The following is a 14,905-nucleotide window of genomic DNA, read 5'->3' as shown; positions in this document are numbered from 1 at the left end:
TAGCGAAAGCGAGCCAGGTTAAAATAAGCCAAGTTAGAAAAAGCTCAGCCAAATAGGCTAGGTTAGCGATAAGCGCGTAATCACTTTTTAAGCTAACGCCGCAGCGGCCGATAAGATAAGGTATACTGCCTAAGTCTGTCATAGAGATAGGGCGTGAGATTAACCTAGAGACCTTAACTAACGTAACAGTTAATGCAAGAGTTAAGGTAGGAGTTAAGGCAAGAGTGATGACGAGATTAGTATGCGTTATTTTGCTGGCCTGTCTATCGACGCTGGCCCAGGCCCAAACACAAGTACAAGCCGAGGCACAAGCCGTTAAGGCTAGCGATAACAAATCTGCCGATAAGAAGGCGGAGCTCAAGGCGGTCAACATCTACAGCCAAGAGCAGCTTGTCGAGATGATCCGCGACAAGTCTTACCTGACCCGCGTCAAGGGAGACGACTGTCAGCTCGTGCAAGATATCGAGGCCCGCGCCGAGGTATTGAAGCAGCCGCTGTACCAATATTTATGGGCGGAGATGCTGAACTATGGCATCTGCGTCAAGGCCAATCCGCCAAGGGGGATCTCCATGCTACGCGACGCCGCAGAGCAGGGGAGCGCCGAGGCCATGGTCAGGATCGCCGAGTATTACCATGACGGTAAGTTCGTGATCCAAGATAAGGAGCGTGCGGTGCAATACACACTGCCCGCTGCCGCCAGTGGCGATCTGCCTGCGCGCATGATGTTGGTCAGATTGTTTGGCGAAGGCTATGGTAGCCCCAGAGACTATGAGATGGGTTACCACTGGCTATACAACGATGTATTTAGTGATGAGGCGACCAAACAGGAAGCCCTGAAATTATTGATGGTGCTGGAAGCAAAGATGCCCGCAAGTGCAGTCGAGAGGGCTAAGCAGGCGCACCTGAGATCCCGGTAAACGCCCTAAGCCCCTTAGCAACAGCAGGAGAGCCTGGGCAAAATTTATGGATAATGAATGATCAAAGATCCGCATTTAAAGCGTGAACAAGAGAAGTACGACAACCCCATTCCTAGTCGTGAGTATATTTTAGATTACTTACGCTCACAGCAATCACCCCTCAATCGCGAGAAGATCGCCCAGGCACTGAACATCAGCGACGAAGAGCAGCTCGAAGCCTTGCGCCGTCGCCTCAGAGCCATGGAGCGAGACGGCGAGCTAGTCTTTACCCGTGGCCAGGCCTATGGCCTGCCCGAGCGTATGGATCTGCTCAGCGGTACCGTTCTGGGGCACAAGGATGGCTTCGGCTTCCTCAAACTCGATGAGGGCGGCGACGACCTCTTCATCAATAACCGTGACATGCTGATGTATTTTCACGGCGACAAGGTGCTGGCGCAGAAGGCTGGCGTCGATCGTAAGGGGCGCCGCGAGGCTCGTATCGTCCGTCTGACCCATGAGCGCACCGCGCCTCTGGTGGGGCGTTTCCACCTGGATTCCGGCATGGCCTTTGTCATCGCCGACGACAAGCGTATCACCCAGGAGATCCTGATCCCCGACGATGATCGCAACGGCGCCCGTCAGGGCGATGTGGTGGTGGTCGAGCTGACACGCCGCCCAGGCCGTTACATGAAGGCGGCGGGCAAGGTCACCGAGGTGCTGGGCAAAGAGATGGCGCCTGGCATGGAGATAGAGATTGCCCTGCGCAATTATGACCTGCCCCATACCTGGTCGAGCCTGATCGAGAAGAAGCTGCGTAAGATCCCAGATGAGGTGACCGAAGAGGATAAGCAAGGCAGAGTCGATCTGCGCAAGCTGCCATTGGTTACCATAGACGGTGAAGATGCGCGCGACTTCGACGATGCCGTGTACGCTGAGACCAAGAAGAGTGGCGGCTGGCGCCTGTGGGTCGCCATCGCCGATGTGAGCCATTATGTGCGCACCGAGTCGGCGCTGGACAAAGAGGCCCGCGCCCGCGGTAACTCCGTCTACTTCCCGTCTCAGGTGATCCCCATGTTGCCGGAGAAGCTGTCTAACGGCCTCTGCTCCCTCAACCCTGGGGTCGATCGCCTCTGTATGGTGGCCGAGATGACCATTTCGGCGGCGGGTAAGCTGTCGGGTTACAAGTTCTACCCGGCCGTGATGCACTCCCACGCGCGCCTCACCTATACCCAGGTGGCGGAGATGCTCGAGGGCGGCGAGGTGAGCGATGAGCTCAAGCCAATCTTCCCGCATCTAGAGACATTGCAGTCGCTTTACCTGACGCTGGATGATACCCGCGCCCAGCGCGGCGCTATCGCCTTCGAGACCACGGAAACTCAGTTTATCTTCAACGCCGATCGCAAGATCGAGCGTATCGAGCCGCGCACCCGCAACCAGGCCCATAAGATCATCGAAGAGTGCATGATCTTGGCCAACGTGGCGGCGGCCAAGTTTGTGAAGAAGCATAAGGGCGAGGTGCTCTACCGGGTGCATGAGGCGCCTTCGGAGCAGAAGCTGACTAATTTCAAGGACTTCCTCAAGGAGCGCGGCCTGTCCATGGGCGGTGGCCTAGAGCCTGAGCCGGCCGACTATCAGGCCTTGATGGAGCAGGTGGTCGACCGGCCCGACGCCGAGCTGATCCAGGTGATGTTGCTGCGCTCCATGCGCCAGGCCACCTACACCCCGGATAACGAAGGCCACTTCGGTTTGGCGCTGGAGGAGTACTCGCACTTTACCTCGCCAATTCGTCGCTACCCGGACCTCATCCTCCACAGGGTGATCCGTTACCTGTTGTCGAAAGAGCGCGGTGAAGCCAACGACAAGTGGACGCCAGATGGCGGCTATCACTACCAGATCGAAGAGCTGGATCTGCTGGGCGAGGAGTGTTCCAACACAGAGCGACGCGCCGACGAGGCGACCCGCGACGTCAGCGACTGGCTCAAGTGTGAGTTTATGCGTGATCATGTGGGTGACACCTTCGAGGCGGTGATCGCCTCTGTGACCCACTTTGGTATGTTTGTCCGCCTGAGCGACCTCTTCATCGACGGCCTAGTGCATATCTCCACCCTGGGTGGCGACTATTATCACTATGATAATATGCGTCAGCGCCTAGTGGGCGAGGCCTCTGGCCAGGTGTATCAGATAGGCGACCCAGTTACCGTCAAGGTGGCCGCAGTCAACCTGGACGATCGTCAGATCGATCTCATGATGGTGGGCGACGATGGTAAGACGTCGCGCCCCCGCCGCGCCAAGAAGCCGCTGACCGCCCGCGAGCGGGTCAACCTCGAGGGTGCCAAGATGGCGCGCAAGGGTAAAGAAGATGACAAGCCGAGCGGTAAGCGCCGCTCCGCTAGACGCAGTGACGCTAAACCTGGGACAAGTAAGCCCGGAGCAGGTAAGTCGGGAGCCGGTAAGGCGGGCGCGAGCAAGTCGAAGGCCGGGACGAAGAAGTCATCGGCCAAGCCGGGCGCCAAGAAACGTAAGAGCGTGAAGAAGCGCAGCAGTAAGAAATAAGAGACTCAAATTAGATGAAGAAACAAGATTTCACCTTCGGCATCCACGCCGTCGAGGCCTTGCTAAAAAACAGCCCTGAGCGGGTGATCGAGATGTGGGTGTTGCAGGGACGCGACGATCAGCGTCTGATGCCGCTGATCGCTATGGCCGCCGAATATGGTGTGTCAGTGCAGCAGGCCTCACGCAAGGCGCTGGACGACAAGGCCGGCAGCAGTCAGCATCAGGGGGTATTGGTACGCGCCAAGCCTGCCAAGCAACTCAATGACAACGATCTGCAGGCCCTGCTGGATAAGACAGAGACGCCGTTTCTGTTGATCCTCGATGGAGTAACCGACCCTCACAACCTAGGCGCCTGTCTGCGTAACGCCGACGCCGCCGGGGTACATGGGGTTATCGTGCCGCGCGACAACTCGGTCGGTCTCACGCCAACCGTTAGCAAGGTTGCCTGCGGCGCCGCCGAAGTGGTGCCCCTGTTCCAGGTGACTAACCTGGCGCGTACCATGAAGGCCCTGCAGGACAAGGGCGTGTGGATCGTCGGCGCCGCCGGCGAAGCCGAGCACGACCTCTATAAGGCCGATCTGAAAGGCCCCATCGCCATCGCCATGGGCGCCGAAGACAAGGGCCTGCGTCGCCTGACTCGCGAGAGTTGTGATTCGCTGGCCTCTATCCCTATGGCGGGTAGCGTCTCTAGCCTCAACGTCTCTGTAGCCACAGGGATCTGTTTGTTCGAGGCGGTTCGCCAAAGGTTGGGGTGATCGGGAATTCGATCGTTGAATTTTTGAGTTGGCCTAGTGGGTTTCCATAGGTGGTAGGAATGCCGATGAGGTTTATGCTTCATCGGCATTTTTGTATTAGGGGTAAGCTAACCAGTTAGCCAATGTCTAGGTGTAATGCGTACCGACATCTAGGTTTATAACCTGTTGTTTAGCGTTAGCCATCACTTTTACCTATCGCCTGCCCGGCGAGGGATGTGCAAGCACTCTTTTGGCACGCTGTGGATATATCCCTATACGCTTCACGGCGGCGTCCATGCCGCCGAGAGCCAAAAGCGTGCTTACACCCGGTATCTAACGTCTCTTCGATTTTACCGTGTTTGGTGTGAAGTGGGGGTCAAAAGTTAACTTGGTTTTGCCCCAAAGCTTGTTAGCGGTAAGTTTTCTTCGGAGTCTTGTGAGCGCCCTAGTTGACCAAATCTTAGTGATGCTACAACTTGGCTAAGATAACTGTGGCGATTCACCCTGCTCACATTGTGCTGAGGCAGTATTTACTTTACTGTATGATTTACGTTAATTTTTTTAGTCTTACTAGTGTGTCTATACATGCTTGGCCTCCTACCTTACAAGGTAGCGTACCTTGCAAGGTCTCGCTAATAATCTGTTAAATGCTAAATAATGGTCACCTATGTCTAATGAAAAATTTGAAAAATGGGTTTCTTGGCTGGAAAGGCTAGTGACTCTAATCAAGCCAAAATTCCATAATGCTATAACAAAAACTGTTGTTATTTTTGGACTTACCCTTACTGTTGAGTCTCAAGTTAATATATTAGAGGCATTCGCAGTTGCTTCGTTTGAAAGTCTTTTTGGGCCTTCTGAATATTTACGAAATCTTTTCGCTACCAGTACAAACTCATGGATAGGTGTGGCTTTTGTAATATTTGGTCTTTTATATAATGCGGTAGTCACTGTTGGTTTAGAGTTAATTCAAAAGTATAAAGCTGCAATTCCAGAAAAGCCTGATTTAATTTTTAATCTAAAAAATGGGGATGGGGTAACTATTGAGTCGAGTTACAAACTAAGAGGTGCAATTTGCCATCATGATATTGAAAGCATTCCTGATAACACCTCATACAGTGAACACTATCAAAATAAAATTAGAAATGAGTTTATTGATGTCGGAGTAACTTCAAAAGTTCTAATGAGGCCTTCAAGGTTTGACGATCCTGAAATTAATAAAAGTTTTTATAAAGATAGGGCAAAGTTTCTTCGGGTTTGGGGTGGGGCTGAAATACTCTATTTATGCATTGAAAATTTAGGTGAAGCCCTTGGACGAAACGTAAGAGTAGAACTTACTGTGGATAAGCAAGTAGGATTGAGTTTATCTAACGAAAACAACTTAGCACCAAAATTTCCAAAACAAGAGACAGAATCATTTATTTACAATCTACATGTTCCTAAAAGCATTCCAAGTTATGATATTAAAAGCTCTGACTCTAATGTTTGCTACTTCTTTGAATGGAAAGCTGGTGATATTCAAGCGAAACACTCTAAATCTTCCAAAACAGATATATTTGTCCGCTGTGAACAAGAGTTTGATATCAACTTTAAAATTTACTGTGATGAATTATCAGAACCCATTGAGAAGGTATACAAGATACATCCAACTCCAGAGAAATTTAATTTTGATTTGGCTTTTTTAAAGAAAAATGAAAAAGAATTTTTCGAATCTGTTGATCAAAAAATTATGGATGGCTATATAGGTCGGCAATATGAAAAGATATTGAAAGATCATGCTCATAAAGAGGAAGAGTTACTGCCATAAGCAATTGACAAGGCAATTAAACATGACTAAAACAGTTGATTATGTTTCGTTTTGCTCCACATTATAATCCACTGCCTTAGTCCGCTTATTGCGGCGTTAGGCCATAGAAATTTTTATCCGAAACTGACAAGTTAGAGTTAAGGCTTTAACTCAAAAATGTCCAAGAATAGCTTAGCTTTTGATTGTTAGGGTCACGACAATAACGTTAAATCGAAGAGGCGTTGGATAACTAGTGTAGATACGCCGGTGAGTTTCCGAAACAGGGCCGCTCTTTGACATCCATGTCACCGCGGCATTTGTGAATCCATTCACTTCAGATGTTTCGGCAGAGCCTATAGGGATATATTCAAACAACGTACGTGTTTAAAGGCCAGTTCGGCATCCATGCCTCTCGTTCGTGAGCACGAAGCTACGCTTCACTTACCGTCTCACAGGCGTATCTGCACATGAGCCCACCGCAGGTGATAAGTACACCAAGAAGCCATGGTTCAAAGCACGCTCTCAAATAGCGAAGTTCGTTTGATCTTAAGAATTGAAAACCGACGGATACCAGTAACGTTAAATCGAAGAGACGATAGACATCGGTGTAAACACGTTTTTGGCCTTCGAAATCAGGGCCGACAATGTTCCCGACATTTTTCGGCATTCCCTACATCCATGTAGGTCAGATTATTTCGTAGAGCCCACAGGGAAGTGCTCAAACAACATCCTGTTTAACGGCCAGTTCGGCATCCATGCCTCTCGTTCATAAACGCAAAGCTTTGCTTCATTCACCGTGCCAAAAACGTGTTTGCACATAAAGCCTGCGGCAGGCAATTGATACACCATGAAGGTATGGTTCAAAGCACCCTTTCAAATTTCAATCCGGCTTAAAGCCAAAACCATTGGAAGCAGCGCTTCATCTACCAGAGCAGCATTGAAACCTTGTGCCCATCAAGGTTCGCAAACCTTTATTTAAAGGTGTACAGCAGATTAAAGGTGGTGACGGTATCTGTCTGCTTCGACCCTTCTGGTACCACTTCCGTGTACTTGATGTTCATGCCGATCTTAAACGCCCAGTCCTGGAACAGGGTGTTCTTGTAACTCATGTCCAGGGTGACTGTGTTGTTGGCCTCGCCGGTCTCGGCGGTGAGGTCGGCGTTGAAGCTGGTGTATTCGTGGATCTTCTGCTCGAACTTGGCGGCGGTACGCAGAATGATCTCGCGGTCGGCCTCGGGGTCTGGTACCGACTCGCTCACCTGGGGTAGGTTGTATCGATAACCTGGACCCACTTCGAGACTCAGCTTAGTGCTGTCGTCGCTGATGGCGTCGAAACCATAACCGGTCGACACTGTGGAGATGCGGGTATAACTACCGAATCTGTCTTCGGTGAAATCACCGCGGGCGAAGATATAGCCTGAGTAGATCTTGTAGCTCGACTGGAGCTGGACGTCGTATTTCTCCGAGGTGGTCTTTTCTGAGTCGGAGGCGAAGTAGGCCTTGAAGACCCCTTCCTGACGAAACTTGTCTGTGTCGTAGACGAGTTTGGTGCGGCCGTTGAAGCTGCTGGATTCTGTGTTACCCGTGTTGATCTGGAGTCCGGCCTCTATCTCGGCAGAGAAGTCGCTGGGGGGTTCCTGATAGTCCGGGGGCACCAATGCCCAGGCGCTGTGGCTGAGGCCGAGTGTGATAAATAAACTTGTTGCTCTTAACATTATTTTTATTTTTTGCACGCGTCTAGAACACAAAAATGACAGCGGACTATCATACCGTTTCACTGGGCGATGGGCAAAGTGAATCACGAAAGATATTGCTTGAGTTTTGAGGTGCGACCATGTACTATTCCGCGGCTTAATTCAGTCACTTTATTTAGTTCCTTGCCTCCATTTGGTCTGACTGAGCCAACAACGAGGCTAGATAACCGTAAGGAGCAAAAAATGCGTCATTATGAAATCGTATTTTTAGTTCACCCTGATCAGAGTGAACAAGTGCCAGGTATGATCGAACGTTACACGGGTATCCTTACCCAAGCTGGCGGTCAAATCCACCGTTTAGAAGACTGGGGCCGTCGTCAACTGGCTTACCCAATCATCGAACTGCATAAAGCTCACTATGTTCTGATGAACGTAGAAGCGACTGCAGAATCGGTTGAAGAGCTAGAAACAGCTTTCCGTTTCAACGACGCTGTTCTTCGTAGCATGGTTATGCGTACCAAGGGTGCCATCACCGAAGCTTCTCCAATGGCTAAAGCGAAAGACGAGCGTGAAGCACGTCGTTCTAGCGAAGAGCGTTCAGCTGTAGAAGCTGAAGTATCTGAAGAAGCCGCTGAAAACGCAGCAGAGTAAGTTTATTTGTGGCCACCAATCACTTGGTGTTATCTGGAACCATAACCCGGTCCAGAAGCTTTAGTAGCCCGGCAGGCATCCCACATTGTGTGATCATGCTGGAACACAAATCGCAGGTTTATGAAGCAGAGATGCTGAGAAACGTATACTGCCAGATGCAAGTGATATTAAGTGGCGAACGCTTTAACAGCATCACAGACAAACTGAAAACCGGTGTGGATATTGAGGTAAAAGGTTTCATCGCCCTCCAGAGAGGACGCAATGGTCAAAACCGCCTGGTATTACACGCTGAAAATGTCGAATTGAAAACTTAGGAGACTGTCAAAATGGCACGTTATTTCCGTCGTCGCAAGTTCTGCCGTTTCACTGCAGAAGGCGTTACTGAGATCGATTACAAAGATATCGCTACTCTAAAGAACTACATCACTGAAAGTGGTAAAATTGTTCCTAGCCGTATCACTGGTACAAACGCTAAATACCAACGTCAACTGGCTCGCGCTATCAAGCGTGCTCGTTATCTTTCTCTACTGCCTTACACTGATCTACATCAGTAATAGCGCATCAATTTAGAGGAATTAATAATGAACGTTATTCTACTTGATAAAATCGCTAACCTAGGCAACCTGGGTGACCAAGTGTCAGTTAAAGCTGGTTATGCTCGTAACTTCCTTTTACCTCAAGGTAAAGCGGTAGTTGCTAACGCTGCTAACACTGAAGTATTCGAAGCACGTCGTGCTGAACTAGAAGCTAAGCTAGCTGCTGAACTAGCAACTGCTACTGAGCGCGCTGAGAAGCTGGCTGCTCTTGAAGCTGTTGTTATCGCTTCTAAAGCGGGCGACGAAGGCAAGCTGTTCGGTTCAATCGGTAACCGTGACATCGCTGATGCAGTAACTGCTGCTGGCGTTGAACTGGCTAAGAGCGAAGTTCGTCTTCCACTAGGTGCTATCCGCGCTACTGGTGAATTCGAAATCGACGTTCAGCTTCACGCTGAAGTTAAGGCTGTTGTTAAGCTTTCTGTTGTTGCAGAAGACTAATACACAGTTTTAAACGATTAAAAGAAACACCGCGCTAATCTGATTAGTGCGGTGTTTTTTTATGCCTCGAATATGCCGCTAGGCGCTCTCGACCCTATTCCGTTTGGTTTGATTCATCCTGTGCTAACTGCGAGGCCATCAGCGTTAGTCGATAGCGACAGTTGCCTGCAACCTGACTGGTCACGGGTTCATTCGGGCTAAGATAGAGTTCTTGCGTGCCGATATGGCGAGGTTCATCCGCAGCGCATAGATAGATGTCACTCACTACCTTAAGCAGCCCCGTCGGGGTGAAGCTTGCGCAAAGCCGGATAGTCACTGCTTGATTGCCAAGTTCACTCTCGCCTGGCTCGAGGGTGAGGCACTGGGCGATAAGCGGTCGGTCGTCGCCAGTGAGGGTTAAGTTGAGGCGGCACTTAGGTGTGCTGCGCTGGCGCTGCAGGGACCGGATTCTTCGTTGTTGGGCCGCAAGATAAAATCCGCCTAATGGGCTGCTCATCCTATGCTTCGTCCTATGCCTCATCTTGATGTCCATCTTATTAACCTATGCCACTGACGAGTTAGCGACAAGTAAAAAAATACCCGGCGATGCGGGTATTTGTCGATTGGGTAAACGCTCTGACGTAGGACTAGTTTCTGACTAGTTTCTGACTAAGTCCAGTTCGCCCATCAGGTTGTCGGCGTGATCCACCTCATCCATCATCCACAGAATGTAGCGGAAATCCACATGCACCGCGCGGGTGATGGTCGGGTTGAAGAACCAGTCCTTGGTGATGGCTTCATAGGTAGAGTCGAAGTTTAGCCCCACCAGTTCGCCCTTGCCGTTAAACACAGGAGAGCCCGAGTTACCACCTGTAGTGTCGACACTTGAAAGGAAGTTCACCGGCACTGAGCCGAAGCTTTCCGGCTTATCCAGGCAAGAGAAGAGGCGGCACAGCCAAGAGGCTGGGTCTTGATAGACAGACTCGACCTTGTGGCTGCCGTAACGCTTGGCCTTGATGGCATCCAGCACCTTTTTAGGTGCATCGAACGGCTCGACGCCCGTGTGCTTGGCGACTATGCCTTCCAGGCGAGTGAAGGGCTGCTTGTAGAGGGCATCTTTCGACTGGTAACCATCTACCATGCCGTAGGTGATACGCAGGGTGCCGTTGGCATCCGGGTATACCGGCCAGTTGTTGGCCTTGTAGTAGGCAATAACGGCTTCCATGTAGCCAGGACGTGCCTTAGACAGCTTACCGGCCAGGGTCTTCTTGGCTTTTTCCTGGGCCAGGTTGGTGTCGTACAGGGCAACGGCGATGCGGATGAAAGGATCGGCGCTGGTCTCAAACGCCTTCACATCGGCGTCCATCCAGGCCAGGCGCTCATCCTGGTTGGTGAGGCCGGTCAGCGAGTAGAGGCCGTCCAGCTTGTCACTCAGGCTCACCTCTGCATCGTCCGATTTCAGCATCGCGTCTAGCTCTGGCACGCGGTTGTCCTGTGCAAGATAGGCGTTGAGATCCTGCAGCCATAGGGTCTTGTCGACGCTGATGGCGAAGCTAGAGTCGATACGCTTGAGACGCGCCTTGAACATCTTCATGTCGCGCTCCTGGTAGCCCTCTTCACGCTCGGCATCTGGCTTGGTCTTCTCTTTGGCCAGACGGTAGAGGCGGTTGGCCGCAGAGAGCAGATCGCTCGATTGGGCATTCTCGAAGAAGTAGCGGGTCTGCTGCGCCTGGCGCTGCTCAACTAACAGAGTCTCGAGCTGGTCGAACTTGGCCTGATAGCTCTGATATTGAGTGTCAGTGCTTAGCCACTTGCGGAAGTCGTCTTCACGACCCTGCTTGATACCGGCGATGTCGGTGGCCTTGAAGCCGTCGAGCAGACCATTATATTTCTTCATGCGGTTGGCCATAGAGGCCAGGGTGCCCGCGTACTTGATCTTAACGCCTGCGTCCTGTGCACCCATGGCTTCTATGGTGTCGATACGCTGCTGATAGCGCTTGGCCAGGGTAGGGTAGAGCCAGTCGCTGGCAAACTTCAGCTCGCTGGTGAGACGGTAGCGGCTGGTCGAGCCCGGGTAACCAGCCACGAACACACCGTCGCCCGCCTTGACGCCGTCGGCGCTGATCTTCAGGTAGCTCTTAGGCTTGAAGGGCACGTTGTCAGGCGAGTAGGCTGCCGGCTTGCCGTCCTTGCCCACATAGGCGCGCAGGAAGGTGAAGTCGCCGGAGTGGCGTGGATATTCGTAGTTGTCGATGTCGCCGCCGAAGGAGCCGACGCTCTTTGGTGGCGCGTACACCAGACGCACGTCGCGAATGATCAGCTGCTTGATAAGGTAGTATTCCAGACCGTTGTGGAAGCTGCGCACCGAGCAGCGATAGTTGTCGTCGCTCTCACACTCTTTGATCAGTGCCTTACGGTTGGCCTGGATCTCTTCATAGCGTTTCAACGGGTCGTCGCTGAGCTCTTTGGTGACCTGCTCGCTCACGTTGGTGACCGCCTCTGTGATGTAGAGACGTTCGTTAGGGCCGGCAGAAGGTTCGTCCGCTTGTTTGCGCGCCAGGAAGCCATCGGCGATGTAGTTGTGCTCTTTCTTGCTGTTGTATTGAATTGCGCGGTAGGCACAGTGGTGATTCGTTACAACTAACCCTTGGGGGGACACGAAACTGGCGGTACAATACCCCAGTCCGACAACTGCATTCATCGGATATTGGGTCAGATCGGCGAGTTGTTTTGCTGGAATTTGGATACCGCGTTCGCTCAGCTTGTCGGCGATCGAAGGCATTTGATACGGTTGCCATTGCCCTTCATCGGCAATCACTACGCCAGATGACAGCATTAAGGCTGCAACCAATGCTTTGCGCATGTTTATTCCTTAATTATTATGTGTAAGTTTGTAGGACGAACAGGTAAGAGGCCTGTTTCTGCTTGACCCGGGTTTTATATCATATTTTGCCTAATCGTTGGAAATTTGGAGAGTTAATGTCACAGCAAGGTGGATTTCAGGCTAAGAAAAAGCCTAGAGATATACAGATCGATGCATTGAAGATGCCGCCCCATTCGATTGAGGCCGAGCAGTCTGTGCTCGGTGGCTTGATGTTGGATTCAGATGCCTGGGATAAGGTGGCCGAGGCCGTGGTGAAGGATGACTTCTACTCCCGCTCCCACAAGATGATCTTTACCGCCATGGAGGCCCTGGTGGCCGCGGGTCAGCCTATCGATCTGATCACCGTCTCCGAACAGCTGGAGCTGGAAGATAACTTAGAAGATGCCGGTGGTTTCGCCTATTTGGGCGAGATCGCCAAGAACACCCCGAGCGCGGGTAACATTCTCTCCTACGCCGCTATCGTGCGTGAGCGGGCCGTGGTGCGTGAGATGATCAAGGTCGCCAACGAGATCGCCGACGCCGGTTTTAACCCCGAGGGGCGTAACTCCAGCGAGCTTCTGGATCTGGCCGAGAGCAAGGTATTTAAGATCGCCGAGCAGCGCGCCAACGCCAACGAGGGCCCCGAGGGGATCAAGACCATCCTCGAGAAGACGGTAGATAAGATCGAGGAGCTGTACAATAACCCTCACAACGGTGTGACCGGGGTGTCCAGTGGCTTCAACGATCTCGACCGCATGACGGCGGGTTTCCAGTCGGGCGACTTGATTATCGTCGCGGCGCGTCCCTCTATGGGTAAGACCACCTTCGCCATGAACCTGTGTGAACAGGCGGCGCTGCATGAAGACAAGCCAGTGCTCATCTTCAGCTTGGAGATGCCCTCTGAGCAGATCATGATGCGTATGCTGGCCTCCCTTGGCCGGGTGGATCAGACCAAGATACGTACGGGTCAGCTCGACGATGACGATTGGGCGCGCGTCTCCTCCACCATGGGGATCATGCTGGAGCAGGGCAAGATGTATATCGACGATGGCTCTGGCCTGACACCGACCGAGGTGCGCAGCCGCGCCAGACGTATCGCCCGCGAATATGGTGGCCTGTCGATGATCATGATCGATTACCTTCAGCTGATGCAGGTGCCCGCGCTGTCCGACAACCGTACCCTGGAGATCGCCGAGATCTCCCGCTCGCTCAAGGCGTTGGCGAAAGAGCTTGAGATCCCGGTGATCGCTCTGTCGCAGCTCAACCGCTCTCTGGAGCAACGTGCCGACAAGCGCCCGGTAAACTCCGATTTGCGTGAATCTGGCTCTATTGAGCAGGATGCGGATTTGATCATGTTTATTTATCGTGATGAGGTGTATAACGACGACTCCGAAGATAAGGGCACCGCGGAGATCATCATAGGTAAGCAGCGTAACGGCCCCATCGGCCGGGTGCGTTTGACCTTCCAGGGCCAGTTCTCCCGTTTCGATAACTACGCCGGTCCGCAGTTCGAAGAAGATTAATCCGACTAAGCTCATAGGGTGAGATTAAACTTGGTTTAATTAGCCCTATCGGTCGCTATTTTGCGTTACCCTCATCGAGTCTCGACGCCATTAACATTAAGGTTATTGTTTGAAACCCTTTCCCCGAGCAGAGATCAGCGGCGATGCGCTGAAAGCTAACCTAAAGCGATTACGCCAGCTGGCCCCCCAGAGTAAGGTGATGGCAGTGGTGAAGGCCAACGGCTATGGTCACGGCCTGTTGAATGTGGCCCACTGCCTGGCCAGCGCCGACGGCTTTGGCCTGGCGCGCCTCGAAGAGGCTCTGGAGCTTAGAGCCGGTGGCGTGAGTGCCAAGCTGCTTCTGCTGGAAGGCTTCTTTCGCCCAAGCGACGTGGCGACCCTGGTCGAGCATGATATCGATACCGTGGTGCACCACGAGTCGCAGCTCGAGATGCTGGAGGCCGTCAGTCTGGCCAAGCCGGTGACCGTGTGGATGAAGATAGATACTGGCATGCATCGCTTAGGCTTTAACCTGGATCAGTTTGAAGCTATCTACCAGCGCCTGCAGGCCTGTGCCAACGTGGCCAAGCCCATCAATCTGATGACACATTTTGCCTGCGCCGACGAGCCGGATAATCCCGCGACCGCCGAGCAGGCGCGCCGCTTCGAGCAGATGACGGCAGACCTTCCTGGCGATCGCACCCTGGCCAACTCGGCCGCGACCCTCTACTGGCAGGCGACCCAGGCCGACTGGATCCGTCCGGGGATAGCGCTTTATGGCGTTTCGCCTGTGGTCGGCGATCTCGGTCGTAATCATGGTCTTGAGCCCGCCATGGAGCTGGTGTCTCAGCTGATTGCGGTGCGTGACCATAAGGCCGGCGATCCCGTCGGCTACGGCAGCTACTGGCGCGCCAAGCAAGATACCAAGCTAGGTGTGGTGGCCATAGGTTATGGCGATGGTTATCCCCGCAACGCCCCAGAAGGTACCCCAGTCTGGGTCAATGGCCGCCTGGTGCCCGTGGTGGGCCGTGTCTCCATGGATATGCTGACGGTGGATCTCGGCCTGGATGCCACAGACAAGGTAGGCGATACCGCCGTGCTCTGGGGCAAGGCGCTGCCGGTCGAAGAGGTGGCCGAGCATATCGGCACTATCGCCTACGAACTGGTGACTAAGCTGACTCCTCGTGTCGCCGTCTGCCTCGAATGATCAAATGAC

The 14,905-nt window shown here is 52.6% G+C and carries 13 protein-coding genes; 10 read left to right on the top strand and 3 right to left on the bottom strand.

The annotated features are described in order from the left end of the window. Nucleotides 1-227 precede the first annotated feature (227 nt). The 4 genes from K0J45_RS16845 (at nucleotide 228) to K0J45_RS16830 (ending at nucleotide 5,987) form a co-directional block, all read left to right on the top strand. Complete coding sequence (locus tag K0J45_RS16845) at nucleotides 228-917, top strand: tetratricopeptide repeat protein (RefSeq protein ID WP_220043402.1); 690 nt, start codon at nucleotides 228-230, stop codon at nucleotides 915-917. A 57-nt stretch (nucleotides 918-974) separates the two neighbouring features. Continuing rightward, a complete protein-coding gene (gene rnr / locus K0J45_RS16840) occupies nucleotides 975-3,449 on the top strand; it encodes a ribonuclease R (protein WP_220043401.1) in 2,475 nt (824 codons plus the stop codon). Between the two features lie 14 nt (nucleotides 3,450-3,463). Next, nucleotides 3,464-4,204, top strand: a complete 741-nt coding sequence (gene rlmB, locus K0J45_RS16835; protein ID WP_220043400.1) for a 23S rRNA (guanosine(2251)-2'-O)-methyltransferase RlmB — start codon at nucleotides 3,464-3,466, stop codon at nucleotides 4,202-4,204. Nucleotides 4,205-4,850: 646 nt separating this feature from the next. Then, on the top strand, nucleotides 4,851-5,987 hold the full coding sequence (locus K0J45_RS16830; protein WP_220043399.1) for a hypothetical protein: 1,137 nt from the start codon (nucleotides 4,851-4,853) through the stop codon (nucleotides 5,985-5,987). A gap of 950 nt (nucleotides 5,988-6,937) precedes the next feature. Here K0J45_RS16830 and K0J45_RS16825 read toward each other — a convergent pair. Beyond that, a complete protein-coding gene (locus tag K0J45_RS16825; protein ID WP_220043398.1) occupies nucleotides 6,938-7,681 on the bottom strand; it encodes a DUF481 domain-containing protein in 744 nt (247 codons plus the stop codon). Nucleotides 7,682-7,903: 222 nt separating this feature from the next. Between K0J45_RS16825 and rpsF the strand changes: the two genes are divergently transcribed. From rpsF to rplI, 4 genes are read left to right on the top strand one after another with little or no spacing between them, the layout of a single operon-like run. Continuing rightward, on the top strand, nucleotides 7,904-8,311 hold the full coding sequence (rpsF, locus tag K0J45_RS16820; RefSeq protein WP_011867080.1) for a 30S ribosomal protein S6: 408 nt from the start codon (nucleotides 7,904-7,906) through the stop codon (nucleotides 8,309-8,311). Nucleotides 8,312-8,319: 8 nt separating this feature from the next. After that, entirely contained in the window at nucleotides 8,320-8,625 is a 306-nt protein-coding gene (priB, locus tag K0J45_RS16815; protein WP_144202728.1) for a primosomal replication protein N, read from the top strand. Between the two features lie 12 nt (nucleotides 8,626-8,637). Next, entirely contained in the window at nucleotides 8,638-8,865 is a 228-nt protein-coding gene (rpsR, locus tag K0J45_RS16810; protein ID WP_011867078.1) for a 30S ribosomal protein S18, read from the top strand. A 27-nt stretch (nucleotides 8,866-8,892) separates the two neighbouring features. After that, on the top strand, nucleotides 8,893-9,345 hold the full coding sequence (rplI, locus tag K0J45_RS16805; protein WP_011867077.1) for a 50S ribosomal protein L9: 453 nt from the start codon (nucleotides 8,893-8,895) through the stop codon (nucleotides 9,343-9,345). A 94-nt stretch (nucleotides 9,346-9,439) separates the two neighbouring features. Here rplI and K0J45_RS16800 read toward each other — a convergent pair whose 3' ends face one another. Continuing rightward, complete coding sequence (locus K0J45_RS16800) at nucleotides 9,440-9,841, bottom strand: hypothetical protein (RefSeq protein ID WP_220043397.1); 402 nt, start codon at nucleotides 9,839-9,841, stop codon at nucleotides 9,440-9,442. Between the two features lie 141 nt (nucleotides 9,842-9,982). Then, nucleotides 9,983-12,187: a S46 family peptidase gene (locus K0J45_RS16795; RefSeq protein ID WP_220043396.1), complete on the bottom strand. Its 2,205-nt coding sequence runs from the start codon at nucleotides 12,185-12,187 to the stop codon at nucleotides 9,983-9,985. Nucleotides 12,188-12,303: 116 nt separating this feature from the next. Here K0J45_RS16795 and dnaB point away from each other — a divergent pair, with 116 nt between their 5' ends. Beyond that, a complete protein-coding gene (gene dnaB, locus K0J45_RS16790) occupies nucleotides 12,304-13,710 on the top strand; it encodes a replicative DNA helicase (protein WP_011867074.1) in 1,407 nt (468 codons plus the stop codon). A gap of 109 nt (nucleotides 13,711-13,819) precedes the next feature. Beyond that, entirely contained in the window at nucleotides 13,820-14,896 is a 1,077-nt protein-coding gene (gene alr, locus K0J45_RS16785) for an alanine racemase (protein WP_220043395.1), read from the top strand. Nucleotides 14,897-14,905 lie beyond the last annotated feature (9 nt).

Origin of the sequence: Shewanella alkalitolerans, from assembly GCF_019457575.1 — a bacterium.
Taxonomy (GTDB): domain Bacteria; phylum Pseudomonadota; class Gammaproteobacteria; order Enterobacterales; family Shewanellaceae; genus Shewanella; species Shewanella loihica.
This window is presented reverse-complemented; position numbering and strand designations above follow the sequence as displayed.

Bases quoted from the DNA above. Each gene is read 5' to 3' on its own strand.
- rpsF (WP_011867080.1), top strand. From the start codon at position 7,904: ATGCGTCATTATGAAATCGTATTTTTAGTTCACCCTGATCAGAGTGAA.
- K0J45_RS16800 (WP_220043397.1), bottom strand. From the start codon at position 9,841: ATGAGCAGCCCATTAGGCGGATTTTATCTTGCGGCCCAACAACGAAGA.
- K0J45_RS16845 (WP_220043402.1), top strand. From the start codon at position 228: ATGACGAGATTAGTATGCGTTATTTTGCTGGCCTGTCTATCGACGCTG.
- rplI (WP_011867077.1), top strand. From the start codon at position 8,893: ATGAACGTTATTCTACTTGATAAAATCGCTAACCTAGGCAACCTGGGT.
- K0J45_RS16795 (WP_220043396.1), bottom strand. From the start codon at position 12,187: ATGCGCAAAGCATTGGTTGCAGCCTTAATGCTGTCATCTGGCGTAGTG.
- K0J45_RS16825 (WP_220043398.1), bottom strand. From the start codon at position 7,681: ATGTTAAGAGCAACAAGTTTATTTATCACACTCGGCCTCAGCCACAGC.
- rlmB (WP_220043400.1), top strand. From the start codon at position 3,464: ATGAAGAAACAAGATTTCACCTTCGGCATCCACGCCGTCGAGGCCTTG.
- rnr (WP_220043401.1), top strand. From the start codon at position 975: ATGATCAAAGATCCGCATTTAAAGCGTGAACAAGAGAAGTACGACAAC.
- dnaB (WP_011867074.1), top strand. From the start codon at position 12,304: ATGTCACAGCAAGGTGGATTTCAGGCTAAGAAAAAGCCTAGAGATATA.
- rpsR (WP_011867078.1), top strand. From the start codon at position 8,638: ATGGCACGTTATTTCCGTCGTCGCAAGTTCTGCCGTTTCACTGCAGAA.
- K0J45_RS16830 (WP_220043399.1), top strand. From the start codon at position 4,851: ATGTCTAATGAAAAATTTGAAAAATGGGTTTCTTGGCTGGAAAGGCTA.